This window comes from Aeromonas sp. R2-4 (assembly GCF_040908365.1).
Classification (GTDB): domain Bacteria; phylum Pseudomonadota; class Gammaproteobacteria; order Enterobacterales; family Aeromonadaceae; genus Aeromonas; species Aeromonas veronii.
This window is the reverse complement of record NZ_JBFODO010000054.1, coordinates 16,314-40,581: the sequence shown is the minus strand read 5'-3', so window position 1 is coordinate 40,581 and position 24,268 is coordinate 16,314. Positions and strand designations below refer to the sequence as shown.

The window sequence follows — 24,268 nt, the reverse complement described above, 5'->3', positions numbered from 1 at the left end:
TATCGGCCCTTTAAATTATACTGACTGCAGGATTGATGAAGAGGAAAACACAAGGCAATTCTTCAATAACTGCCGCATGGAACACCTCTAAACGAAATGTGCAGGTTCTTTCATTCTTGCTGGAGACATTATCTGCGACCAAGCGTCATTCCATGACGCTTGTTTCTTTTGATGAAAGCGATATTTATGGGGTAATTTAAAAACAAGGGAGGCATAACGCCTCCCTCCTGATGAGTTGTTGAAGCCCCCTTACTCAACTGGCCAGAAACAGCCGGTAGGCAGGGTCATCGCTCACCTCTTTCCAGCCGTAGCCAATCTCGTGCAGGTAGTCGTGGAAGGCGGCCACGTCCTCGTCCGGCAGCTCAAAGGCACAGAGCACCCGGCCGTAGTCGGCACCGTGGTTGCGGTAGTGGAACAGGCTGATGTTCCAGCGACAGCCCAGGGTCTCGAGAAAACGCATCAAAGCGCCAGGCTGCTCCGGAAACTTGAAGCTATAGAGCCGTTCACCGAGGGGCCGGGCCGGGCGGCCGCCAATCATGTAACGCACATGATTCTTGGCCAGCTCGCTCTCGGTCATATTGACCACCGGGTAGCCGTTGCCGCCGAGCTGATCGATGATCTGGCCCAGCTCTTCGTCACCGCCGGTGAGGCGCACCGAGACGAACAGCGACGCCTGCTCGGCATCGGCGTAGCGATAGTTGAACTCGGTCACCATGCGCGGCCCGAGCTGACGGCAGAAGTCGAGGAAGGCCCCTTTGCGCTCGGGGATGGTCACCGCCAGCATGCCCTCGCGCTTCTCGCCAATCTCGCAGCGCTCCGACACGTAGCGCAGGCTGTGGAAGTTGACGTTGGCGCCGGAGAGAATGGCCGCCATCCGCCCCCCTTTGACCTGCTCCCGCTCGCTGTAGGCCTTGAGGCCCGCCAACGACAGGGCGCCCGAAGGCTCGGCGATGGCGCGGCAGTCGTCGAAGATGTCTTTCAACGCGGCACAGATCTGGTCGTTGGAGACGGTCACCACCTCGTCCAGATACTGGTTGCAGAGGCGGAAGGTCTCCTCGCCGATGCGCTTGACCGCCACCCCGTCCGCAAACAGCGAGACCCGCTCCAGATTGACCGGCTCGCCGGCCGCCAGCGCGGCCTTGAGGCAGGCGGAGCCCTCCGCCTCCACCCCGATCACTTTCACATCCGGCAGCAGCTGTTTGATGTAGACCGCCACCCCGGCGGCCAAGCCGCCACCGCCCACCGGCACAAAGACGTGAGTGAGGTGGGTATCCTGCTCCAGCAGCTCCTTGCCGATGGTGCCCTGCCCAGCGATCACCTCGACGTCGTCAAACGGCGGGATCAGGGTGTAGCCCTCCAATTCAGCGAGGCGGCGACTCTCGCCGTAGGCCTCGTCGAAACTGTTGCCAAACAGCATGACGTTGCCGCCCTGCCGGCGCACCGCGTCGATCTTGATGTCCGGCGTAGTCTTGGGCATCACGATGATCGCCTTGATACCGAGCTTGGCGGCCGACAGGGCGACCCCCTGCGCGTGGTTGCCGGCAGAGGCGGCGATGACGCCGCGCGCTTTCTGCTCCTCGGTCAGGGTAGCGATCTTGTGGTAGGCACCGCGCAACTTGAAAGAGTGGACCGGTTGCAGATCCTCCCGCTTCAGGCTGACATGGTTGCCGAGTCGCTCGGAGAGTTTCTTCAGGGTTTGCAAGGGGGTGACCCGCGCCGCCTCGTAGACAGGAGAGAGCAACACCTTGCGTAGATAATCAGCCGCAGAGACCATGATTTATTCCCCCAACAGGGTGCGATCGCGCACCGCGCCCTTGTCGGCGCTGGTGGCGAACATGGCGTAGGCGCGCAGGGCAAAGGAGACCTGACGCTGACGATCGAGCGGCTTCCAGCCCCGAGCCTCTACGGCGATACGGCGGGCGGCCAGCACGCTGTCGGCCACCTCCAGCACCATGCTGCGGGCCGGGATGTTGATACTGATGATGTCGCCATCCTCCACCAGACCTATGGTGCCGCCGGAAGCGGCCTCCGGCGAGACGTGGCCAATGGAGAGACCCGAGGTGCCGCCGGAGAAGCGGCCGTCGGTAATCAGGGCACACGCCTTGCCCAATCCCATGGATTTCAAATAGGTAGTGGGGTAGAGCATCTCCTGCATGCCCGGGCCCCCTTTCGGCCCTTCGTAGCGGATCACCACCACCTCGCCCGCTTTCACGGTACCGTCGAGGATGCCGTTCACCGCGCTCTCCTGACTCTCGAATACCCGGGCTGGGCCACGGAAGGTGAGGTTCTCCTCATCCACACCGGCAGTCTTGACGATGGCGCCATTGACCGCGAGGTTGCCGGAGAGCACCGCAAGACCCCCCTCCTGGCTGTAGGCATTTTCCAGCGAGCGGATGCAGCCTTCGGCGCGGTCCAGATCCAGCTCCGGCCAGCGACAATCCTGACTGAACGCTTTGGTGGTACGGATACCGGCCGGGCCGGCGCGGTAGAAGTCCACCACCTCCTGACTCGGCTGACGGCTGACATCATATTCATTGAGCTGTTCGACGAGGGAGCAACCCAGCACGGTACGGGTATCCCCATGCACCAGACCCGCTTTTTCCAGCTGGCCCAGAATGGCGACCACGCCGCCGGCGCGGTGCACGTCTTCCATATGGTACTTCTGGGTGGAAGGCGCCACCTTGCAGAGCTGCGGCACCTTGCGCGACATGCGGTCGATATCGGCCATGGTGAAGTCGACACCGGCCTCCTGCGCCGCCGCCAACAAGTGCAGCACGGTATTGGTAGAGCCGCCCATGGCGATATCGAGCGCCATGGCATTCTCGAACGCTGCCTTGGTAGCGATATTGCGCGGCAGGGCGGTCTCGTCATCCTGCTCATACCAGCGCTTGGCCAAAGTCACGATGCGCTGGCCCGCCAGCTTGAACAGCTGCTCGCGATCGGCGTGGGTCGCCAGCATGGAGCCGTTACCCGGCTGGGAGAGACCCAGCGCCTCGGTCAGGCAGTTCATGGAGTTGGCGGTAAACATGCCGGAACAGGAACCGCAGGTGGGGCAGGCGCTGCGCTCCACCTGTTCGCTCTGGGCGTCCGACACCTTGGGATCGGCGCCCTGGATCATGGCATCCACCAGATCCAGCTTGATGATCTGGTCGGAGAGCTTGGTCTTGCCCGCTTCCATCGGGCCGCCGGAGACAAAAATGACCGGGATATTGATACGCAGGGCCGCCATCAGCATCCCCGGGGTGATCTTGTCGCAGTTGGAGATGCAGACCATGGCGTCGGCGCAGTGGGCGTTGACCATGTACTCCACCGAGTCGGCGATCAGCTCGCGCGATGGCAGGGAGTAGAGCATGCCGCCGTGTCCCATGGCGATGCCGTCATCCACGGCGATAGTGTTGAACTCCTTGGCGACGCCGCCCGCGGCTTCGATCTCGCGCGCCACCAGCTGGCCCAGATCCTTGAGGTGGACGTGGCCCGGCACGAACTGGGTGAAGGAGTTGACCACGGCGATGATGGGTTTGCCGAAATCCTGATCGGTCATTCCGGTGGCACGCCACAGGGCGCGGGCCCCGGCCATGTTACGTCCGTGGGTGGTGGTGGCGGATCTCAACTTCGGCATTGTCTCTACTCCCTGAATGCCCATATGGGCTCGATGCGTTATGCGGTCATGATACGAGTGGATCGGAATCGATCCTGGTGAAGACTCCTCAGGGAAGCGCTCACCGGAAGCGACTCGGGGAGGCATGACGCCTCCCCTCTCTCATCAGTCGTTGACGGGCGTCAGCCAGCCCCACTTGTCTTCGGTCTTGCCATTGAACAGGCCGAAGAAGGCGTTTTGCAGCCGCTCGGTCACCGGGCCACGGCTGCCAGCGCCCACCTTCATCCGATCGACGGAGCGCACCGGGGTCACTTCCGCCGCCGTGCCGGTCATGAAGATTTCGTCTGCGACGTACAGCGCCTCACGGGGCAGTGCCTGCTCGCGCACCTCGTAACCGAGATCGCGGGCCAGCGTCATGATGGTGTCGCGGGTGATGCCGGGCAGGATGGCAGCGGTAGCGGGCGGGGTGAACAGCACGCCATTCTTCACCAGAAACAGGTTCTCCCCCGCCCCTTCGCTCAGGTAGCCGTTCACATCCAGCGCCAGCCCCTCGGCGAAGCCGTTGCGCTTGGCCTCGCGGCTGATCAGCTGGGAGGACAAATAGTTGCCGCCCGCCTTGGCGCCGGTGGGAATGGTGTTGGGAGCGAGCCGGCTCCATGAGGTGACGCAGACATCCACCCCGTTTTTCAGCCCCTCTTCCCCTAGATAGGCGCCCCACGGCAGGGCCGCCACCATCAGGTCGGCCTTGGCATCCAGCGGTGGATGCAGCCCCAGCCCCACATTGCCGACAAAGGCCAGCGGGCGCAGATAGCCGCTCTTCAGGCCGTTCTCGCGCACCACGGTGCGGCAGGCTTCATTCACTTCGGACTCGCTGTAGGGGACGTCCATCCAGTAGATCTTGGCGGAGTCGAACAGGCGGCGGGTGTGCTCCTGCAGACGGAAAATGCAGGTGCCTTTGGGGGTATCGTAGGCACGCACCCCCTCGAACACCGAGGAGCCGTAGTGCAGGGCGTGGCTCATCACGTGCACCTGGGCATCCTGCCAGGGCACCAGTTTGCCATTGAACCAGATGTATTGCGGGTGAGTGGCGGATTGGGAAGGCTGTGACATTGGCTTGGCTCCTTAAGCTCTGATCCGGGGTTGCTGTTCCAGTGCATCGACCCGGGAGACGTCCACCAGCTTCACCAGCTGGCTCCACAACTGCTGGATGGGACGCACCGACTCGACAGTAACCGTGATCCGCAGCTGTTGGCAATCCTGCTCCATGTTGAGGGCGCAGAGATTGAAGCCGCGGTGACGCACCACCCGCAGCACCCGCTCCATCACTTCGGGTCTGGGTTGGGCATGGATATGCAGGGTGTGCTGTGCAAATGCTGGCTGGGCAAGGGTGTGCGGGTTCATGGGCGTTGCTCCATCATCTTGTGGTTGGCGACTCCCGGCGGAACCAGGGGCCAGACGTTTTCTTCCTCTGAAATAGCCACATGCAGCAGATAGGCGCCTTCGCTTGCCAGCAGGCGATCGAGGGCACCGGCTATCTGCTCCTTGCATGTGATGGTCTCGCCCGGAATGCCGAAGGCGGCAGCCAGGGCGACGAAATCGGGGTTGTCGGAGAGGATGGTCTCGCTGTAGCGGCCGTCGAAAAATAGCTCCTGCCACTGGCGCACCATGCCGAGGCGCTGGTTATCCAGCAGCACCATCTTCACCTTGAGCTGGGCCCGGCGGATGGTGCCGAGCTCCTGCACGTTCATCATGAAAGAGCCATCACCGCTCACCAGCACCACTTCATCCTCCGGGCGCGACATCTTGGCGCCGATGGCGGCGGGCAAACCAAACCCCATGGTGCCGAGACCGGCGCTGGAGAGGTGGTTGCGCGGGCTGGTGAAGCGCATATGCTGGGCCACCCACATCTGATGCTGACCCACGTCGCAGGCGACCACGCTGCTCTCCGGCAACTTGGCAGAAAGCTGCTTGAGCAGGGCTGGGGCGTAGATGGCCTGACCCGGGTGGTCGTAGCGAAATGCATATTCGCGGGCCATGGCGGCGCAGTGTTCACGCCAGGGGGCAATGTCGAGAGTCATGGCGAGGCGCGGCAGCACCTGTTTGAGATCCGTGGTGATACCCACCTCGGCAGCGCGGCGCTTGCCGAACTCGGCGGCATCCACATCGAGATGGATCACCTTGGCCTCGGGGGCGAACTCTTCCAGCTTGCCGGTCACCCTGTCGTCGAAACGGGCGCCCACCACCAGCAGCAGATCGCACTGCTGCACCGCATAGTTGGCCGCCTTGGTGCCGTGCATGCCGAGCATGCCGAGGTAAACGGGGCTATCGGGGTCGAGCGCGCCAATCCCCTTGAGGGTGGTGACCGCTGGCATGCCGGTGGCGGCGGCAAAGTCACGCAGCTGCTGCTCGGCATTGGCCATGCCCACTCCGCCACCGACGTAGAGTACCGGGCGCTTGGCGGCAGCCAGCAGGGTGCGGGCTGCGGTCAGCTCCGAGGGGTTGAGCACCTCCGGCTCTTCCACTGCAAACAGCGGGCTCTGGGCAGGCACGGCGGCCAGTTGCACATCCTTGGGGAGATCGATCAGCACAGGGCCGGGGCGACCTTCGGTGGCGATGGCGAAAGCTTCTGCCAGCACGCGCCCCAGATCGGCGGCATCGGTCACCATGAAGGAGTGCTTGGTACAGGAGAGGGACATGCCGAGCACGTCGACCTCCTGAAACGCATCGGTGCCGATAGCGGAACAAGGCACCTGACCGCTGATGGCCACCAACGGCACCGAGTCGAGCAGCGCCTCCGCCAGACCGGTCACCAGATTGGTGGCGCCGGGGCCGGAGGTGGCGATGCAGACTCCCACCTGACCGGAGGCGCGAGCATAACCGACCGCGGCCATGGCGGCACCCTGCTCGTGGCGGCAGAGCTGATGGGCCAGACCACCGTCATACAGAGCATCGTAGACCGGCATGATGGCCCCGCCCGGGTAACCAAACACCTGGGTCACACCCTGTTTCTTGAGAGCCTGTACCAAAAACTGCGCGCCGTTCATGTGGAAAATCCTGTCCTTTGGTCGAAAAAAAACCCCCGAGCTGTGAGGCTCGGGGGTCGCTTGTTTCGTTCTGTCCGGTGGTGGGTCTATCCCTTGTTCCGTGCAGCTAAACGAGCCCCGAGCGGTGAGATAATAATCACCACTAGGACCACAATAATGCTGACGAAACGGGAGGCCATGTTCATAGTTACAACCGGAAATCCTGTGAAATTGGGGCGGTTTCTACCGCGAATGGCTATTAGAACTAGCACGGTGATTTTTATTGGGCAAGCCTTTTTTCTGTGACAACCCACTGATTTTGGCTATTCCCCAGCCGGAACTCTGGAATAAAAAACCAACAATAAGCAGTTAGTCAGAACATATATCAACTCAAGGACGGGATTTATGTCATTAGCTGTGGTTTATAGCCGTGCCAGCCTCGGGATCGCGGCCCCGCAAGTTACAGTGGAAGTTCACCTCTCCAACGGCCTGCCCGCCTTCAACATGGTCGGCCTGCCGGAAACCTCGGTGAAGGAGTCGCGAGATCGGGTGCGCAGCGCCCTGCTCAACGGCAATTTCGAGTTCCCGAGCAAGCACATCACGGTCAATCTAGCCCCCGCCGATCTGCCCAAGGAGGGGGGCCGCTTCGATCTGGCCATCGCCATCGGTATTCTTGCCGCTTCCAAGCAGATACCTGCAAAATACCTGCTCGATCATGAATTTTTGGGGGAGTTGGCCCTGACCGGCGAAATTCGTCCCGTACTCGGGGTGCTGCCCGCCGTACTCGCCTGCCGGGATGCGGGACGCACCCTGCTGGTACCGCGAGAGAACGGCCCGGAAGCCTCCCTCATTCAGGATGCCGAGGTGCGCACCGCCCATCAGCTGCTGGCCGTCACAGCTTGGCTGGCGGGCCAGTACGAACTGCCGCTACCGGATCCCCAAAACGCGGAGAGCCTGCCCGATGTACCGGATCTGCAGGATGTGATCGGCCAGTCACAGGCCAAGCGGGCGCTGGAGATCGCCGCCGCCGGCAGCCACAACCTGCTGTTCATCGGCCCGCCCGGCACCGGCAAGAGCATGTTGGCCAGCCGATTGCCCGGCATTCTGCCGCCGCTCAGCGAGCAGGAGGCGCAGCAGACCGCCGCCATCCACTCCATCGGCGGCCTCACTCCGCGCGCCGGTCACTGGCACCACAGACCCTATCGCACGCCCCACCACAGTGCCTCCGCAGTAGCGCTGGTGGGCGGCGGCAGCCACCCAAGGCCCGGCGAAATATCGTTGGCCCACAACGGGGTTCTGTTTCTGGATGAATTGCCCGAGTTCGAGCGCAAGGTGCTCGACTCCCTGCGCGAACCACTGGAGACGGGCCACATCACCATCAGTCGGGCCGCCCGTCAGGTGGATTTTCCCGCTCGCTTCCAGCTGGTCGGCGCCATGAACCCCAGCCCCTGCGGCCACTATGGTGACGGCCAGACCCGCTCCAGCCCGGATCAGATCTTGCGCTACCTCGGCAAGCTCTCCGGCCCCTTTCTCGACCGCTTCGATCTGACTGTGGAAGTGCCACTGCTACCCAAGGGGAGCCTGACCGGCAAGGCGGAGCGGGGAGAGTCGAGCCAGCAGATCCGCGATCGGGTGCTGGTGGCGAGAGAGCGCATGCTGAGTCGCAACGGCAAGCTCAACAACCTGCTGGATAGCCGCGAGATTGAGGATATTTGCCGACTATCACCACAAGATGCCGAATTTTTGGAGAACGCCATCCAGAAGCTGGGGCTCAGCATCCGGGCCTGGCATCGCATCCTGCGGGTGTCACGCACCATCGCCGATCTGGCCGGGCAACCCGCCATCGGCAAGGAGCATCTTATCGAGGCGCTCGGTTATCGCGCCATGGACAGGCTGCTGTCGCGATTGCGCAGCAGCTGACAGAAGGGAAAGGGTGAGTCCAACCCCGTAACGGCTCTGAATGGTCTCACGGGCAATCGGCTGATATTATGGCCACAGATCTGACCACTTGATGGCCCTTTATCGACAGCAAGACGGACCCGACTCATGCCCAACAAGCTGACAGAGCGACTGCGCGGCAGCCTCTCCACCCTGCTCTATTTTTTCAACACCCTCTTCTGGTTTGTCCCCATCTTCTCGCTGGGTCTGCTCAAGCTCCTGCTCCCCCTCAAGGGGTGGCGCACCCTCTGCAACTGGCTGCTCGATGGCTGTGCCAGCTGCTGGATCGGTTTCAACAATCTGATCCAGAAAACCATCATCAAAACCCCTTTCGAGGTGGTCGGAGTGGACAAAGGGCACCGGAATGAGTGGTATATGGTGATTGCCAACCATCAATCCTGGGTCGACATACTGGTACTGCAGCGGGTTTTTAACCAAAAAATCCCATTTCTGAAGTTTTTCCTCAAGAAAGAGCTGATTTGGGTACCTTTTCTCGGTCTGGCATGGTGGGCGCTCGACTTCCCCTTCATGCGGCGATATTCCAGGAAATTTCTGGAAAAGCATCCCCATCTGAAGGGAAAAGACATTGAAACAACCCGTAAAGCCTGTGCCAGGTTCCGCCACATTCCGGTGAGTGTGATGAACTTCGTCGAAGGTACCCGCTTCACCGGCAGCAAGCATCAGAAGCAGGGCTCGCCCTATCGTCATCTGCTGCTCCCGAAAGCGGGCGGCATCGCCTTTACCCTGGCAGCCATGGGTGACCAGTTGCATCAACTGGTGGATGTCACCATCGCCTATCCGGACGGCATCCCCAGCTACTGGGACTTCATGTGTGGCCGGGTCAGGCAAATCAAGGTTCAGGTCCGCTATTTGCCGATCGACCGCAAGCTGGTGGGGGATTACTTCAATGACCCCGAGTTCCAACAAGAGTTTCAACAGTGGTTGAACGGGATCTGGCACGAAAAGGACCAGACCCTGAGCCAACTGCTGGCAACCAAGGCGCAGTAAACATTCATGCTATCCCTGCTTCCCGGCCCGCTGGTGCTGATCATCAGCGCGGGCCTGACCATCCTTTTCACCGCCTTGTGCGCCAGCCTGATCCTGCTGGTGTCGCTGGCCAAACTAGTACTGCCGATCCCGGCCTTTGGCCGCGCCTGCAGCCGCCTCAACAACCGCCTCATGAGACTGTGGCTTGCCTGCAATGCGCTGGTGATCCGCCTCACCACCCGTATTGACTGGCAGGTGGAGGACAATACCAAGCTGCGCAAGGATGGCTGGTATCTCATCATCAGCAACCACATGAGCTGGACCGATATCGTGGTGCTCGGCCACCTGTTCCGCGACCGGCTGCCGGTGCCCAAGTTCTTCATGAAGCACGAGCTCATCTACATCCCGCTGCTGGGGCTCGCCTGCTGGGGGCTCGATATGCCCTTTATGCGTCGCTACTCTCGGGAGTTTTTGCTGAAGAACCCGCACCTGCGCGGCAAGGATATCGAGACCACCCGCAACGCCTGCGAGAAGTTTCGCCACATCCCCACAACCGTCATCAACTTCGTGGAAGGGACCCGCTTCACCGAGCAGAAACGGGACGCATCACGCTCCCGCTACCGCCATCTGATGCCGCCCAAGGCGGCGGGGCTGGCCTTTACGCTGGCAGCCATGGGCGAACAGTTCGACAGCCTGATCAACGTCACCATCCGCTATCCGGACAACGCCGAGACCCCGTTCAAGGACTTCCTGATGGGGCGGGTAAAACGCATTCAGGTACGGATCGAGGAGCTGCCGGTGGATGAGGCGCTGATAGGGGATTACTTCAACGACAAGCAGTTCAAGCGCGGTTTTCAGGAGTGGCTAAACCAGCGCTGGCAGGAGAAGGACGAGGTGCTGGAGGGATGGCAGAGCGGTCAGGCGCCGCTGCCGGTTGCCGCCAAATCCGGGGATGAATCCAAAGAGAGTGCCGAGGCCAACTCGGCCAACTGATCCTCGGAGAACACTGCAATACCGTGGCGGCGCAGCAGGGCGGTGGTCTTGCCCTCGCCCGCCACAGAAACACCTTCGAAGTGGCCGTTATAGATACGGCCGCTGCCACATGAGGGGCTCCCCTCTTTCAGCAGGGCGAAGCGAATACCCTGCGCCTGACAGATTTCCAGCGCCAGCTCGGCGCCTCGGTCAAACTTGGCAGTCACATCCAGTCCGCTCGCCGTCACCACTCGCTCTCCCTGCCGCTCGGCAGGAGGACGCGGGGTCGGCAGACCGCCCGCCACTTCGGGGCAGAAGGCCAGCGCCCGTCCTTCGGCTCCCAGCGCACTCAGCCAGTCGCTGACGATCCCCTTGCTCTGACCGTCGTAACGCACCGGCTGACCCAGCAAGCAGGCACTCACCAGCACCTTGTGCACGCCGGTCTCACTCATGCTTCCGCTCCATGCATCACCTGATCGAACATCACGCAGCAGGGACTCTCCAACCGGTAGAGAATAGCGGGGCGCTGTTTGCCGGTGCGCTTGCGGCCGGTGTCTACAAGAATGTCGGCGCGATGGATCCGCTTGCGAAATGCCGCCGTATTCATGGGTGTTTGCAGGATGATTTCGAAGGCGCGCTGCACCTCGGAGAGGGTGAACTCGGGCCCCAGCAGTTGCAGCGGCAGGGTGCTGTAGCGGCTCTTGATCCGCAGCCGCTCCAACCCCTTGGCGATGAGCTGGACATGGTCGAAAGCGAGGCTCAGCCCCGGCAGGTTGGCGAGCGGATGCCAGCAGCCGTGGATCGCTTCCACTTCCGGATCCACCAGACAGAGATAGACCAGGGTCGTGGACCAGCCGCGGGGATCCCGTTCCAGATTGCCGAGGGTGCAGACCTGCTCGCTGTAGCAGTGACCGAGCCCCCACTCCGCCAGCAGACGGCGCTGGGCGGCATCCAGATCCCGATCCCGGGTCTCGTCGATGCGCAGCGCCGGCAGTTGCCAGCAGTGGGCAAAGGGGGGGCGATCGCGGGTCTCGAGCAGCAGCTCGAGCCGCTCCTCATGCAACCGCAGCACCACCATATCCAGACTCATTCTCAGCATGCCGATCGCCCTGCTCGCCTTCCATTAATGTTTGGTAGATAATATCACACGAATAGTATGTGCAGGAGCCAATCATGGGAACCGTCGCCAGCCTGGATATTGATGCGCAGAAGGGCTTTACCCCCCTCTGCCCGAACGAACTGCCCGTCGCGGGCGGTGATGATATTGTGGCTGCGCTCAACGCTCAGGCCACCCTCGCCACGCTGCGGATCGGCAGCAAGGACTCTCACCCCGCCAATGCCGACTGGGCCGTCTCTGACCCCGCCGGAATGCTGCTGCCGCTGGATCTGCCCAACGCCGACCTCACCTGGCCGGTGCACTGCGTACCGGGTAGCAAGGGCTTCGAGCTGCTCGACGGCCTGCCCGCCCCCATCGACTATGACTTCTTCGTCTGGAAGGGGGTCGAGCCGGATCTCCATCCCTACGGCACCTGCTTCCACGACCTGGCTGAGCGACGCAGCACCGGACTCATCGAATTTCTGCAAGCCCGTGGTGTCACCACTGTGCTGGTCGGCGGCCTCGCCACCGACTACTGTGTCAAAACCAGCGTGCTGCAACTGCGCCGCGCCGGTTTCCGGGTGATCGTCCATCTCGATGCCTGCCGTGGCATCGCCACCGAGACGGTTGCCAGCGCCCACACCCAGATGATCGAGGCAGGGGCCGAACTGGCCCAGACCCTGATCGATGTACAACGCCTGCTGGACGCCTGATATGCCACCGATTCTTACCAGCCTGCTCGACACCGATGCCTGCACGTTACATATGCGGCAGGGGAGCTCCATCGTGCTCACCAGTCTGCGAGGAGCCTGATATGCCCCCAATCCTCACCAGCCTGCTCGACACCGACGCCTACAAGCTGCATATGCAGCAGGCGGTGTTCCATCGCTATCCGGATGCCGAGGTGGTGGCCGAGTTTCACAGCCGCAATGAAGAGGATCTGCTGCCCATGATGGGCCAGATCGAGGAGCAACTGCGCCTCGCCGGATCCCTGCGACTGACCAAGCCAGAGCTCGATTTTCTGGCCGAACGCCCCTTCTTCACCCCTGACTACCTCGACCACCTGCGCCGCAAGCCGCTCGACGCCTCCCTGCTCAAGGTGTTCGAGCAGGATGGCCGCATCAATGTGCGGGTCGAGGGGCCCTGGCAGGATGTGATCCTGTGGGAAATCCCGGTGCTCGCCATCATCAGCGAGATGCGCAACCGCTTCCGCTACCCCCAGTTCGGCGTCAGTCATGCGCTGGAGCGGCTCGATCAGAAGATCGACAAGCTGGAACGGGAGCTGAGCAGCGACGAGATGAGCGAGTTCAACCTCATCGACTTCGGCACCCGCCGCCGCTTCTCCCACGCGGTACAGGATGCGGTAGTGGGTCGCCTCAAGGAACGGCTGCCGGCGTTTCGCGGCACCAGCAACTACATGCTGGCCCAGAAGTACAAGCTGCCCGCGGTCGGCACCCAGGCCCATGAGTGGTTCCAGGCGCACCAACAGCTCGGCTTCCCGCTGGAGCACAGCCAGCGCGCCGCCCTCACCAGCTGGCTGGACGAGTTCACCGACCATCTCGGCATCGCCCTGACCGACTGCATCACCATGGATGCCTTCCTGCGCGACTTCGACTTCGAGCTGGCCAGCAGCTATCAGGGCTTGCGTCACGACTCCGGCGATCCCGTGGTGTGGGGCGAGAAGGCGATCAGCCACTATCAGCGCCTCGGCATCGACCCCACCGACAAGACCCTGGTCTTCTCCGACGGGCTCAACCTCGACAAGGCGGTGCAGCTGTTCCGCCACTTCCGTGGCCGCATCAACACCAGTTTCGGCATCGGCACCAAGCTCACCTGCGATCTGCCCGGTGTCAGCCCGATGAACATCGTCTTCAAGCTGATCGAGTGCAATGGCGGCCCAGTCGCCAAGATCTCCGACAGTCCGGGCAAGACCCTCTGTCGGGATGCGGAGTTTATCCGCAACCTCAAACAGGCGTTCCACGTCGGGGTCTGATCTTCCCGATCACCAGAAAACAAAAAGCCCGCCGGTTCGCACCGACGGGCTTTTTTATCGACTCAAGGGGTATCAGTCTTTCTTGGCCAGCAGGAACTGCACCAGCTTGTTGAACTGCTCTTGAGAGGTGATGGATTCAATCTTCACCATGTACTTGCCATTCACTAGGAAGGCCGGCACACCGCGAATGTTGTAGCTCTCGGTGTTGCGATCGAACTGGGAGACCATGCCGGAGACGGCGAAGCTGTCGACGGCACCGTCGAACTCTTCAGCCGGTACGCCGTTGTCCACGAAGATCTTCTTCACATCGTCACGGCTCATCGGCGGCTGACGTTGGGTGTGGATCTTGGTGAAGATGGCCGGAGTCAGCTTGGCTTCGGCATTGAGCAGGCTGGCAACTGCATAGGCACGCTGCATCTCGGGGCCCATCTCGCGACCGAGGAAAGCAACCGGGTTCTTCTTGAGGGGAACACCCTCTGGCAACCCGGCCTTCAACTGTTCAACGATCGGTTCGAAGGTAGCGCAGTGCGGGCAGTAGTAGGAGAAAAACTCCATCACTTCCGGCTGGGCACTGCCAGTCTGTTTGACCACATCGTAGTTGACGCCTTCCTTGAACTCGGGGGCGGCGTGAACCATGGGGATCATCAGCATGGCAGCAAGGAAAAATAGAACTTTTTTCATGATGTTTCCTGTTAAGGGATCACTGTGAGGCACGCCCGGCGAACCGAAGCAGTGCCAAGCCTATTGTTTCGCCATGCTGACGTCAATGGTCAGGGCCGGAGATCGAGTCCCCCTTGCCGCGCAAGATCCCTTCTATTTCACCAGTTTGGCATCAGACTCAACGGTGGCGCCTTCAGTGCCTCCAGCTGATCGTGCAGTGTCGCTATCTGTTGACGCCAGTAGTGATCGGTATTGAACCAGGAGAAGTGACGGGGGAAGGCAGGATCTTCCCAGCGCCGTGCCAGCCAGGCCATGTAATGAACGATGCGCATCGCCCGCAGCGGCTCGATCAGCGCCAGCTCCCGCGAGTCGAACTCCATAAACTCCTCGTAGCCCGCCAGCAGGGTGTCGAGCTGGATCTGCTGCTCGTGGCGCTCGCCGCTCAGCATCATCCAGAGATCCTGAATCGCGGGGCCGGTGCGGCAATCATCGAGGTCGACAAACATGGGGCCATCGCGCCACAGGATGTTGCCCGGGTGGCAATCGCCATGCAGGGAGATCTGCGCCACATCCAGGGTCATGGCGTCGCTGACATGCTTGATCAGCTCGTCGAGTACCCCGAAGAATTGCTTCGCCAGCCCGCTCGGCAGCCATTCGCCAGACGCCAGCAGCTGACGCGGTTCGTGCAGCATGCTCTCCACATCGAGCCGCACCCGATGGTGAAACGGCTTGCTGGCGCCGATCTGATGAATGCGGCCGAGGAAACGCCCCACCCACTCCAGCTGATCGAGGTTATCCACCTCGAACTGGCGGCCACCGACGCTCTGCCAGATGGCAAAGGGGTAGCCCTCGTGCTCCAGCAGAGTCTCGCCCGCGAAGGCGAGCGGTGCGGCGACCGGGATCTCAGCCTCCGCGAGACGGGTGGCAAACTCGTGCTCCTCGAGGATCTGGGCCCGGCTCCAGCGGCCGGGACGGTAGAACTTCACCACATAGCGGCGACGATCCTCATCCTGAAACTGATAGACCCGGTTTTCGTAGCTGTTGAGCTCGATAAGGCCGGAGTCGAGCCGCAGGCCACTGAGATCGAGCGCATCCATGATGAGGTCGGGATTGAGGTCGGAATAGTTGAAACGCATGTCATCCACCATAAGAAAGGGGCGCCGTTGCGCCCCATTCTATCACTACTGACCGGCATTGCCGTGCTCGCTGGTGACCGGACTGGTGTCACGCCCGACCCGCAGCCACACGCAGTTACAACCGGCTGATAAACTTGCTGCCCTGGCGCAGGTTGCCCTTGCTGTCATCGGGCGCCGCACCCTCCCGTTTCAGCACGAACTGGATATCCAGCGCCGGCCGTTTCAGGTTGTAAGGATCGACCGCCAGACTGACCGGCAGGGTGTAGATCTCGCCCGCCTTCAGGGTCACTTCACGGGGGCCGAACCACTGATACTCGGGCAAGCCCTCCACATCCAGCTGGTAGGTCTGGGACTGCAGGGTCTTGTTGAGGATCTTGAGGGTGTAGGTGTTCTCAATCAGCCCCTCGCTGTTCTCGCGGAACAGCTGGTTGCGATCCCGCAGGATATCGAGCCCCATCGGCATGATGGACATGGCGTTGTAGACAAAGACCCCCAGCATCACCGCCATCACCAGCCCGTAACCAATCAGCTTGGGCCGCGCCACATGGGTCGAGTCGTTGGCCAGCTTATGCTCGGTGGTGTAGCTGATGAGCCCTTTCGGGTAGCCCATCCGCTCCATGGTCTGGTCGCAGGCATCGACGCAGGCACCGCAGTTGATGCACTCGTACTGCAGGCCGTCGCGGATATCGATACCGGTCGGGCAGACCTGCACGCAGAGATCGCAGTCGATACAGTCACCCAACCCCATCGCCTTGGGATCCGCCTTGCGGGAGCGGGCGCCACGGGTCTCGCCACGCTTGGTGTCATAGCCGACGATGAAGGTGTCCTTGTCGAACATGGCGGACTGGAAGCGGGCATAGGGGCACATGTGGATACACATGATGGCACGCATCCAGCCAGCGTTGCCGTAGGTAATGATGGTGAAGAAGATCACCCAGAACAGCACCCATCCGCTGGCCTGCAGGGTGAAGAGGTCCGGCACCAGTTCAGTTACATCCTGGAAGTAGGCGACGAAGGTCAGGCCGGTCACCAGAGAGATCGCCAGCCAGGCCAGATGCTTGGCCCCCTTGCGAGCCAGCTTCTCGCCGCTCCAGGGTGCCTCGTCCAGCTTGCGCCGTTTGTTGGCGGGCCCTTCCAGCTTCTCTTCAAACCAGATGAACATGAAGGTCCAGACCGTCTGCGGGCAGAGATAGCCACACCAGACCCGACCGAGGAAGGTGGTAATAAAGAAGAGTCCGAAGGCGGCGATCATGAAGAGCCAGGCGAGCAGGGTCAGATCCTGCGGCCAGATGGTGGCGCCAAAGATATGGAACTGCTGGTGACCGAGGTCGAACAGCACCGCCTGTCGCCCGTCGTAACGCAGCCAGGGCAGCAGCACGAACAGCGCCACAAAGAACCAGCCCATGGCCTTGCGCATCCGCTGCCAATACCCTTTCTGGGCCCGCACATAGATGCGGTTGCCCGGGTTGAATCTGTCGTCGCTGGCTTTGAACGTATTGGGGTTGAAAGTCCCGGTTACGCCCTTGTCGGTGACGTCCTTGATATCGATTTTATCGTGGTCGGCCATTGCAAGACATCGCTCCCTTATTTGTTATGGAGCGGATTATATCTTAAACAGCATGCTAATTGTGTGGATTAGATGTATCTAATATTGGGGTTGGATCGCAATTTTTGGCAACAAAAAAGCGCATCACCCCAAGGTGATGCGCTTCCGTTAAAGATTCACTTGATTCCGCGTGCCTTGAGCAGTGCCTCTTTGAAATCGGGCACATGATCCTTGGCCAGACCGGGGATCATCGCCTGCTTGTCGGATTCCCGCATTTTGAGGTGATAGATCAGCATGTCGTCGGTCAGCTCGGACAGAGGCCCTTCAAATCCCGCTTCTTGGGCAAGTTTGGCAACAAACTGCACCAGGCTGAGATCCTGTTCCTTGATCCAGGCAGGCTGCAACAACTCCAGCAGCTCTTCGATACGATGACATTGCATAGACAACCTCTTTAATCTGTCACGTTAAATTCAGGCAACCTTACCCATCAAGGCTACTTCGATTCGATCCCGCCCATTATGCTTGGCCTGATAGAGTGCCGCATCCGCTTTTTGGATCAAATCGGCGATTTTCATGCTGTTGTCCGGTATCAGTGTCGCAACACCAAAACTACATGTGACCCGACCGGAGACCAGTGACTTCTGGTGCGGGATGGCCAGCTCCTTGAGCGCCTGCCGCACATTGTCGGCCACCTGCAGTGCCCCCTGCATGCCGGTGCAGGGCAGCAGCAAGGCAAACTCTTCGCCACCGTAACGGGCCGCCAGATCGTCCTCACGCCGCTCCACCTCGGCCAGCAAGCCAGCCACCTGTTGCAGGCAGTCATCCCCCAGCTGATGGCCGTAGAGATCGTTGAACTGCTTGAAGTAATCCACATCCACCAGCACCAGCGACAACGGCGCCCGGGCGCGGTGACAGCGCCGCCAGGCCCGCTCCAGAGAGTCGTCGAGATGGGCGCGGTTGGCGATGCCGGTCAGGCCGTCGAGGCGGGAGGTGAGGCGCAAATGCTCGGAGACCGCCTTCAGTTCGGCCACCAGCTCGGCGTTGGAGAAACGGTGGTGGAGCGAGGCGATCTGATCCCGCCGCATCCGGCGCAACAGGGTCGGCAGAAAGACAAACAGATAGCCCGCCAGCATGCAGGAGACAATCCGCTCCTGCTCGTTGCCATTGCCCAGCTCGAACAGCATCGCCATGCCCAGCGGCAGGGCGGAACCATAGAGGGTGCGGCGGCTGCCAAACAGCATGATGGCGCTGCCGGTAAGAATGAGGCTGGAGAGCATCATCATGGCGGCCCGGTAGGTATCGGGCAGCTTGTCCATGTAGAGCAGCACCCCGAGAGCCCAGATGATGGAGGTGATGGTGGCTCCGATAAAGAGCTCCCGCTCCAGCACCGGCAGCGGAGTCTGGTGCAGGCGGGCTCGACGCCAGCGCAGGTGCCAGCCCCGCCCCAGCAACCACAGGAAAGTGCCTGCCAGCCAACCGAGCGCCTCGATGGCGGGTAGATAGTCGTGAAACAGCAGACTCCAGCCAAATGCCAACACGCCCAAACAGGGGAGACTGAACGATGCATGGGTATAGAGCTGGGCCATAATGGCCTGCTTAACCTGGCGTGTCACACTCTGGGTCAACTGAGTACTCCTGTACAAGAGCCGAGCAGTCTACCATTACCCCCTGACCCGCAACAATAAAGCGCCGCTTATTAAGAAGTTAATCAATCAATAACGATTTCTTCTGCGCTGGCAGGTGAGTCCTTGCTCACCCCTTCTCCAATTCGTCGAGGATCGGGCACTCGGGATTTTCATCCCCGTGGCAGCAGCAGACCAGCCCTTCCAGGGAGGTAAGCATGGCCTGCAAGCCGGCGATGCGAGCCCGCAGATCGACGATCTTCTCCTGCGCCAGCTTCTTCACCTGGGCACTGGTTCTGTGCTCGTCCCGATAGAGCGCCAGCAGCTCCTGACACTCCTCCAGATTGAAGCCGGTCTCCCGCGCCCGCTTGACGAAACGCAGCTCGCGCAACGCCCCCTCGGTGTAGCTGCGATAGCCGTTGTCACTGCGTACCGGGGCTGTGATGAGGCCAATGCTCTCGTAATAACGGATGGTCTTGGCGGTCAGCCCAGTGGCCTTGGCAACCTTGCTGATGTTCATTTATGCCTCCTTACTGATCGGGTTGGATGCTGGCCCGTGCGCCGCCCTGGGCTGCCAGCGTTTCAATAACAGGGAATTGCTCAAAACGGTGATGCTGCTCAGGGCCATGGCCGCCCCCGCCAGCTCGGGGCTGAGGTAGCCCAGTGCCGCCAGCGGAATGCCGATGATATTGAACACGAAGGCCCAGAACAGATTCTGCTGTATGGTGCGCCAGGTCGCCGCCGAGATGTCGATGGCATCGGCCACCAGCCGCGGGTCAGATCGCATCAGGGTGATGGAGGCGGTCTCCATCGCCACATCGGAGCCGGAGCCCATGGCGATACCGACGTCCGCCGCCGCCAGTGCCGGGGCATCGTTCACCCCATCCCCCACCATGGCCACCAGCCCGCGGGTTTGCGCCCGCAGCGCCTCCACTTTCTCCACCTTGCCCGCTGGCAGCACGGAGTCAAAGGCCCCGTCCAGCCCCAGCTTGGCGGCGATATGGGCCACCGGCGCCGGTGCATCGCCGCTCACCAGCCAGCTGGCGATGCCGCGCTGGCGCAGGGTGGCGATGGCTTCCGGGCTCTCGGGGCGCAGCGTATCGGCCAAAGCAGCGATACCAACCACAGCACCGTCGATGGCAACCCAAACCCGGGTCGCCCCATCGGCGGCTTGTTCATCCTGTTGCGGCGGTTCAATGCCGAGCTGGGCTAGCAGGGAACCATTGCCGATGGCGACACTGTGGCCCGCCACCTGACCGACTATGCCGGCACCGACCCGCACCTCCACCGCCTCCGGCTGAGGCAGTGCCACCCCGCTGCCGACCGCCTCGCGTATGGCCAGCGCCAGCGGGTGTTCGCTCGCCTGCTGCAGGGCGGCGGCGAGGCGCAGCTGCTCGTCGTTGCCACTCCAGCTCGCCAGTACAGGCTTGCCCTGAGTGAGTGTGCCGGTCTTGTCGAAGATAAGCGCCTTGATGGCGTGGGCCTTCTGCAAGGTATCCACATCCTTGATCAGGATGCCGTGGCGCGCCGCGACGCCGGTGCCGGTGACGATGGCCGCCGGTGTGGCCAGCCCCAGCGCACAGGGGCAGGCGATCACCAGCACCGCCACCGCTGCCAGCAGCGCCTGACCGAAGTCGTTGCTGATGGCGTACCACACCAGCAGGGTGAACAGGGCGATGGCCATCACCACCGGTACGAACACGGCAGAAACCTTGTCCACCAGTTGCTGCAGCGGGGCCTTGCCCATCTGGGCACTCTCCACCAATGCGATAATCTTGCTGAGACTGGAGTCCTCCCCCACGGTAGTGGCTTCGATCTCCAGCACGCCGGAGCGGTTGATAGCGCCACCCAGCACCTTGTCGCCCACACTGCGCGGCACCGGCAGACTCTCGCCGGTGAGGATAGACTCATCCAGCTCGCTGGCGCCGCTCACGATTTTGCCGTCCACCGGCACCCGCTCACCCACCAGCACCCGCAGCCGATCGCCACGCAGCACCTCGTCGATGGCGACGCTCTGCCAGCTCTCGCCACGCCAGACGGTGGCGGTTTCCGGCCGCAGCGCCATCAGTTCGCGAATGGCGGACTGGGTGCTGCGTCTGGCCCGAGCTTCCAGCAGTTTCCCCAACGAAATCAGGGTAATGATGATGGCGCTCGCCTCGAAATAGAGCTTGCCGCTGGCGGCCATCCCCAGCGTCAGCAGTAGATAGAGGCTGTAGAAGTAGGCGGCGCTGGTACCGGTTGCTACCAGCACATCCATATTGGCTGCGCGGTTCTTGATGGCGAGCCAGGCACCACGATAGAAGCGTCTGCCTACCCAGAACTGCACCGGGGTGGCGAGCAGCAGCTCGAGCCAGGCGGGCAGATGCCAGGGAAACAACCCAGCCATGGCCAGCATCCCCACCAGCAGCGGCAGGGTCAGCAGGGCCGATACGATGACCCGGGTTTGCGCCTGACGGGCAGTGGCGGCCTCCTGCGCTTCCCGCTCCAGCAACTGCTGGCGGCGGCCGCTGGCTGAACCCTGTGCCAGCTGGGCGCCAAAGCCGAGCGCTTCGATCTGCTCGCGCAAAGCGGCGGGCGTCTGCATCCCGGGGACCAGCACGATGCGGGCCTGTTCGATAGAGAAATTGACCTCGGCCGAGATAACGCCGGGCAGCGCGGCCAGCATCTTGTTCAACCGAGCCGAACAACCGGCACAAGTCATGCCGGTAATTTGGAACAAAAAGGTCTCGCTGCCGTAGTCGTAACCCTGACTCTTGATGCTGTCGAGCACCGCAGGCAGGCGATCGGGGCTGGCCAGCTCGATGGCCGCCTGCTCCAGCGCGAAGTTGACGGTGGCCGATACCCCGTCGAGTTTGTTGAGGCTGGTCGCGATGCGGCCTGCGCAGTTGGCGCAGCTCATGCCGCTGAGCGGCAACTGCAGATGAATGGGTGATTGAAGATGAGTGGTCATGTTGTTCCTCCCCGGAACCCGTCGGCACCACAAAACGCCGACTGGCAAACCCTAACCTTTACTGTAAGGGCAAGCTCAAGCCACATGATCCACTTTTTGCAGATGAAAAAACGGCGCCCGTTTGCTGCCAGAGAACAAACGGGCGCCGCATTCAGCTATTGCGCGGTGTGAGCTGAACTCAGATACCGTACTGAGCGCGGTAAGCCTTCATGGCCGCCAGTTGCGCTGCCAGCTCCGGCTGTTCGGCCTGCTTCTCTTCCAGATACTGGATCAAGTCGCTCATCTGGATGATGGCGATGATGTGGGCGCCGTAGTCACGCTCCACCTCCTGAATGGCGGAGAGCTCACCCTTGCCCTTCTCCTGACGATCCAGCGCGATCAGCACACCCGCCAGCGAGGCGCCGTTGGCCTGGATCAGATCCATGGATTCGCGGATGGCGGTACCAGCGGTGATGACGTCATCCACCAGCATGATGCGCCCATTGAGCGGGCTGCCCACCAGATTGCCGCCCTCGCCGTGATCCTTGGCCTCCTTGCGGTTGAAGCACCAGGGCACATCCACATCGTGCTGCTCCACCAGCTGCACTGCAGTGGCGGAGGCGATGGGGATCCCCTTGTAGGCCGGGCCAAACAGCACATCGAACTCGATACCGGCATCCATCAGAGCGGCGGCATAGAAGCGGCCGAGACGGGCCAGATCGCGGCCGCTGTTGAACAGACCGGCGTTGAAGAAGTAGGGGCTTTTACGACCGGATTTCAGGGTAAATTCACCGAATTTGAGGACCTGTTTCTCCAGGGCGAACTCGATAAATTGACGCTGGTAGGCTTTCATTCTGGCTCCTTGCTTGGCTTGTCGTTGTCTTGTGTGGGGGTATAAAAAAACGCGGTCAATGCCGCGTTTTTAAAATCAGGAGAGCGACTGCTTCTGCAGCGCAATGATGTCGGCGATGCCGCCCTTGGCGAGCGCCAGCATCTCCAGCAACTCTTCATGGGTGAAGGGCTCGGCCTCCGCGGTGCCCTGCACCTCGATGATGCGACCATCTTCGGTCATCACCACGTTCATGTCGGTCTCGGCGGCGGAGTCTTCGATATACTCCAGATCGCAGATGGCTTCGCCCTGATACATGCCGACGGAGACTGCGGCGATCATCTGCTTGAGCGGGCTCTGCTTGATCATGCCCTTCTCGACCATCCAGTTCAGCGCATCCACCAGCGCCACGCAGGCACCGGTAATGGAGGCGGTGCGGGTGCCGCCATCGGCTTGCAGCACGTCACAGTCAACTGTGATGGAGTGCTCGCCCAGCGCAGTCAGATCTACCGCCGCGCGCAGGGAGCGGGCGATCAGACGGGAGATCTCCAGAGTACGGCCACTCTGCTTGCCGGAGGCCGCTTCGCGGTTCATCCGGGAGTGGGTGGAGCGCGGCAGCATGCCGTATTCGGCGGTCACCCAGCCCTGATTCTTCCCTTTCAGGAAGCGCGGCACGCTGGTGTCGACGCTGGCGGTGCAGAGCACGCGAGTGTTACCGAACTCCACCAGCACTGAGCCTTCTGCATGTTTGGTGAAATTGCGGGTAATGGTAACCGGGCGAAGTTGCGCGGCACTGCGATCGCTTGGACGTGACATGGAACGGACCTCTGGGCTGGCTCAAATTGGCGGGGGATTATAAGTGATCCCGCCCCAAATATCAGCCGCTAAAACCACGGCATCGGCTGACGAGCAGGGCCGGGCTGAGTATACTGGCCGCACACTTCATCAAGCCCGGAACAATCAATGATTCACAGCATGACCGCCTACGCCCGCAAGGAATTCAAGGGCGACTGGGGCACAGCCGTTTGGGAAATTCGTTCGGTAAACCAGCGCTATCTGGAAACCTACATTCGCCTGCCGGAGCAACTGCGCAGCCTGGAACCGGTTCTGCGTGAGCGTTTCCGCGCCAAGCTGCAGCGCGGCAAGGTGGAGTGCAACCTGCGCTTTGAGGCCGCGCAAGCCGCCGCCAGCCAGCTGCACATCAATGAAGAGCTGGCCAAGCTCATCATCGACAGCGCCAGCTGGGTAATGAAAGAGGCGGGTCAGGGCCAACTCAATCCGGTCGACGTACTGCGTTGGCCGGGTGTCATGGCTGCCGCCGAACAGGACATGGACGCGGTCGCCACCGAGCTGCTCGGCGGTTTTGACCAGACCATGGAAGATTTCCTCGCCTCCCGCGCCAGCGAAGGGGCCAATCTCAAGGCGCTTATCGAGCAGCGTCTGGCCGGTATTCAGGTGGAAGTGAAGAAGGTGCGCGAACACCTGCCGCAGATCATCGAGTGGCAGCGCCAGAAGCTCACCGACCGGCTGGCCGAAGCCAAGGTTGAGCTGGATCCGGCCCGCATCGAGCAGGAGATCGTGCTGCTGGCCCAGAAGATCGACGTAGCCGAAGAGCTGGATCGTCTGGAGATGCACATCAGCGAGACCAACAAGATCATGAAGAAGGGTGGCGCCTGCGGCCGTCGTCTCGACTTTATGATGCAGGAGTTCAACCGCGAGTCGAACACGCTTGGTTCAAAGTCGATCAACGCCGAAGTGACCCAGTCCGCCGTCGAGCTGAAGGTCCTTATCGAGCAGATGCGCGAGCAAATCCAAAACATCGAGTGATGAGTCGCTGACTATCCGGTTGTTGCCTGCAAAAGAGCCCTTGATTCCTCAAGGGCTCTTTTATTTTCAGGCCATCGCACCTGTCGCCCGCCGCCGGTGAGTCAACGGCTGG

22 protein-coding genes are annotated in these 24,268 nt (G+C 61.6%); 6 read left to right on the top strand and 16 right to left on the bottom strand.

From position 1 onward, the window contains the following. Positions 1–253: 253 nt before the first annotated feature. The 5 genes from ilvA to ilvG all read right to left on the bottom strand — a co-directional run bounded on the left by ilvA (position 254) and on the right by ilvG (position 6,642). On the bottom strand, positions 254–1,774 hold the full coding sequence (ilvA, locus tag AB5Z05_RS19805) for a threonine ammonia-lyase, biosynthetic (RefSeq protein WP_011707857.1): 1,521 nt from the start codon (positions 1,772–1,774) through the stop codon (positions 254–256). 3 nt (positions 1,775–1,777) lie between these two features. Continuing rightward, the gene (ilvD, locus tag AB5Z05_RS19800; RefSeq protein ID WP_368152852.1) at positions 1,778–3,619 is read right to left on the bottom strand and encodes a dihydroxy-acid dehydratase; all 1,842 of its coding nucleotides are present in this window, start codon (positions 3,617–3,619) and stop codon (positions 1,778–1,780) included. A 144-nt stretch (positions 3,620–3,763) separates the two neighbouring features. Beyond that, positions 3,764–4,708 (bottom strand): branched-chain amino acid transaminase, encoded by a 945-nt coding sequence (locus AB5Z05_RS19795; RefSeq protein ID WP_368152851.1) that lies wholly within the window; start codon positions 4,706–4,708, stop codon positions 3,764–3,766. A gap of 12 nt (positions 4,709–4,720) precedes the next feature. Further along, complete coding sequence (gene ilvM, locus AB5Z05_RS19790) at positions 4,721–4,999, bottom strand: acetolactate synthase 2 small subunit (RefSeq protein WP_005342011.1); 279 nt, start codon at positions 4,997–4,999, stop codon at positions 4,721–4,723. Then, positions 4,996–6,642 (bottom strand): acetolactate synthase 2 catalytic subunit, encoded by a 1,647-nt coding sequence (ilvG, locus tag AB5Z05_RS19785; RefSeq protein WP_368152850.1) that lies wholly within the window; start codon positions 6,640–6,642, stop codon positions 4,996–4,998. The genes ilvM and ilvG overlap by 4 nt, the downstream gene beginning before the upstream one ends. Positions 6,643–7,026: 384 nt before the next feature. Between ilvG and AB5Z05_RS19780 the strand changes: the two genes are divergently transcribed. From AB5Z05_RS19780 to AB5Z05_RS19770, 3 genes are all read left to right on the top strand, one after another. Next, a complete protein-coding gene (locus AB5Z05_RS19780) occupies positions 7,027–8,541 on the top strand; it encodes a YifB family Mg chelatase-like AAA ATPase (RefSeq protein WP_266135671.1) in 1,515 nt (504 codons plus the stop codon). A 126-nt stretch (positions 8,542–8,667) separates the two neighbouring features. Beyond that, complete coding sequence (locus tag AB5Z05_RS19775) at positions 8,668–9,567, top strand: acyltransferase (RefSeq protein ID WP_368152849.1); 900 nt, start codon at positions 8,668–8,670, stop codon at positions 9,565–9,567. Between the two features lie 6 nt (positions 9,568–9,573). Next, positions 9,574–10,539, top strand: coding sequence for an acyltransferase (locus AB5Z05_RS19770; RefSeq protein ID WP_368152848.1), 966 nt, complete (start codon positions 9,574–9,576; stop codon positions 10,537–10,539). On the opposite strand, the gene AB5Z05_RS19765 is transcribed toward AB5Z05_RS19770, so the two are convergent. Continuing rightward, positions 10,464–10,970, bottom strand: a complete 507-nt coding sequence (locus tag AB5Z05_RS19765) for a DUF523 domain-containing protein (RefSeq protein ID WP_368152847.1) — start codon at positions 10,968–10,970, stop codon at positions 10,464–10,466. The genes AB5Z05_RS19770 and AB5Z05_RS19765 overlap by 76 nt on opposite strands. Further along, entirely contained in the window at positions 10,967–11,617 is a 651-nt protein-coding gene (locus AB5Z05_RS19760; RefSeq protein ID WP_005339607.1) for a DNA mismatch repair protein MutT, read from the bottom strand. The genes AB5Z05_RS19765 and AB5Z05_RS19760 overlap by 4 nt, the downstream gene beginning before the upstream one ends. 74 nt (positions 11,618–11,691) lie before the next feature. Here AB5Z05_RS19760 and AB5Z05_RS19755 point away from each other — a divergent pair, with 74 nt between their 5' ends. Together AB5Z05_RS19755 and pncB are read left to right on the top strand one after the other, a co-directional pair. Then, a complete protein-coding gene (locus AB5Z05_RS19755; protein ID WP_120416228.1) occupies positions 11,692–12,327 on the top strand; it encodes a nicotinamidase in 636 nt (211 codons plus the stop codon). A 101-nt stretch (positions 12,328–12,428) separates the two neighbouring features. Beyond that, positions 12,429–13,607 (top strand): nicotinate phosphoribosyltransferase, encoded by a 1,179-nt coding sequence (gene pncB, locus AB5Z05_RS19750; RefSeq protein ID WP_127007191.1) that lies wholly within the window; start codon positions 12,429–12,431, stop codon positions 13,605–13,607. Between the two features lie 72 nt (positions 13,608–13,679). Here pncB and AB5Z05_RS19745 read toward each other — a convergent pair whose 3' ends face one another. The 9 genes from AB5Z05_RS19745 to rph form a co-directional block, all read right to left on the bottom strand. After that, positions 13,680–14,288 carry a thiol:disulfide interchange protein DsbA/DsbL gene (locus AB5Z05_RS19745; protein ID WP_005339604.1) on the bottom strand — a complete coding sequence of 203 codons (609 nt, stop codon included), beginning with the start codon at positions 14,286–14,288 and terminating at the stop codon, positions 13,680–13,682. Positions 14,289–14,425: 137 nt separating this feature from the next. Beyond that, positions 14,426–15,415 (bottom strand): serine/threonine protein kinase, encoded by a 990-nt coding sequence (locus tag AB5Z05_RS19740; protein WP_368152846.1) that lies wholly within the window; start codon positions 15,413–15,415, stop codon positions 14,426–14,428. Positions 15,416–15,518: 103 nt separating this feature from the next. Next, positions 15,519–16,970, bottom strand: coding sequence for a cytochrome c oxidase accessory protein CcoG (gene ccoG / locus AB5Z05_RS19735; protein WP_005357450.1), 1,452 nt, complete (start codon positions 16,968–16,970; stop codon positions 15,519–15,521). A gap of 155 nt (positions 16,971–17,125) precedes the next feature. Beyond that, the gene (locus tag AB5Z05_RS19730) at positions 17,126–17,389 is read right to left on the bottom strand and encodes a YihD family protein (protein WP_005339598.1); all 264 of its coding nucleotides are present in this window, start codon (positions 17,387–17,389) and stop codon (positions 17,126–17,128) included. 30 nt (positions 17,390–17,419) lie between these two features. Further along, positions 17,420–18,574, bottom strand: coding sequence for a GGDEF domain-containing protein (locus tag AB5Z05_RS19725; RefSeq protein ID WP_005339596.1), 1,155 nt, complete (start codon positions 18,572–18,574; stop codon positions 17,420–17,422). 127 nt (positions 18,575–18,701) lie between these two features. Continuing rightward, positions 18,702–19,091 (bottom strand): Cu(I)-responsive transcriptional regulator, encoded by a 390-nt coding sequence (gene cueR / locus AB5Z05_RS19720; protein WP_005356117.1) that lies wholly within the window; start codon positions 19,089–19,091, stop codon positions 18,702–18,704. Then, complete coding sequence (locus AB5Z05_RS19715) at positions 19,092–21,521, bottom strand: heavy metal translocating P-type ATPase (RefSeq protein ID WP_368152845.1); 2,430 nt, start codon at positions 21,519–21,521, stop codon at positions 19,092–19,094. It abuts the gene before it with no gap. Between the two features lie 178 nt (positions 21,522–21,699). Then, positions 21,700–22,353, bottom strand: a complete 654-nt coding sequence (gene pyrE / locus AB5Z05_RS19710) for an orotate phosphoribosyltransferase (protein ID WP_368152844.1) — start codon at positions 22,351–22,353, stop codon at positions 21,700–21,702. A gap of 75 nt (positions 22,354–22,428) precedes the next feature. Next, positions 22,429–23,145 carry a ribonuclease PH gene (gene rph / locus AB5Z05_RS19705; RefSeq protein ID WP_005339589.1) on the bottom strand — a complete coding sequence of 239 codons (717 nt, stop codon included), beginning with the start codon at positions 23,143–23,145 and terminating at the stop codon, positions 22,429–22,431. A gap of 147 nt (positions 23,146–23,292) precedes the next feature. Between rph and AB5Z05_RS19700 the strand changes: the two genes are divergently transcribed. Beyond that, a complete protein-coding gene (locus AB5Z05_RS19700; RefSeq protein ID WP_005356103.1) occupies positions 23,293–24,156 on the top strand; it encodes a YicC/YloC family endoribonuclease in 864 nt (287 codons plus the stop codon). Positions 24,157–24,268: the final 112 nt, after the last annotated feature.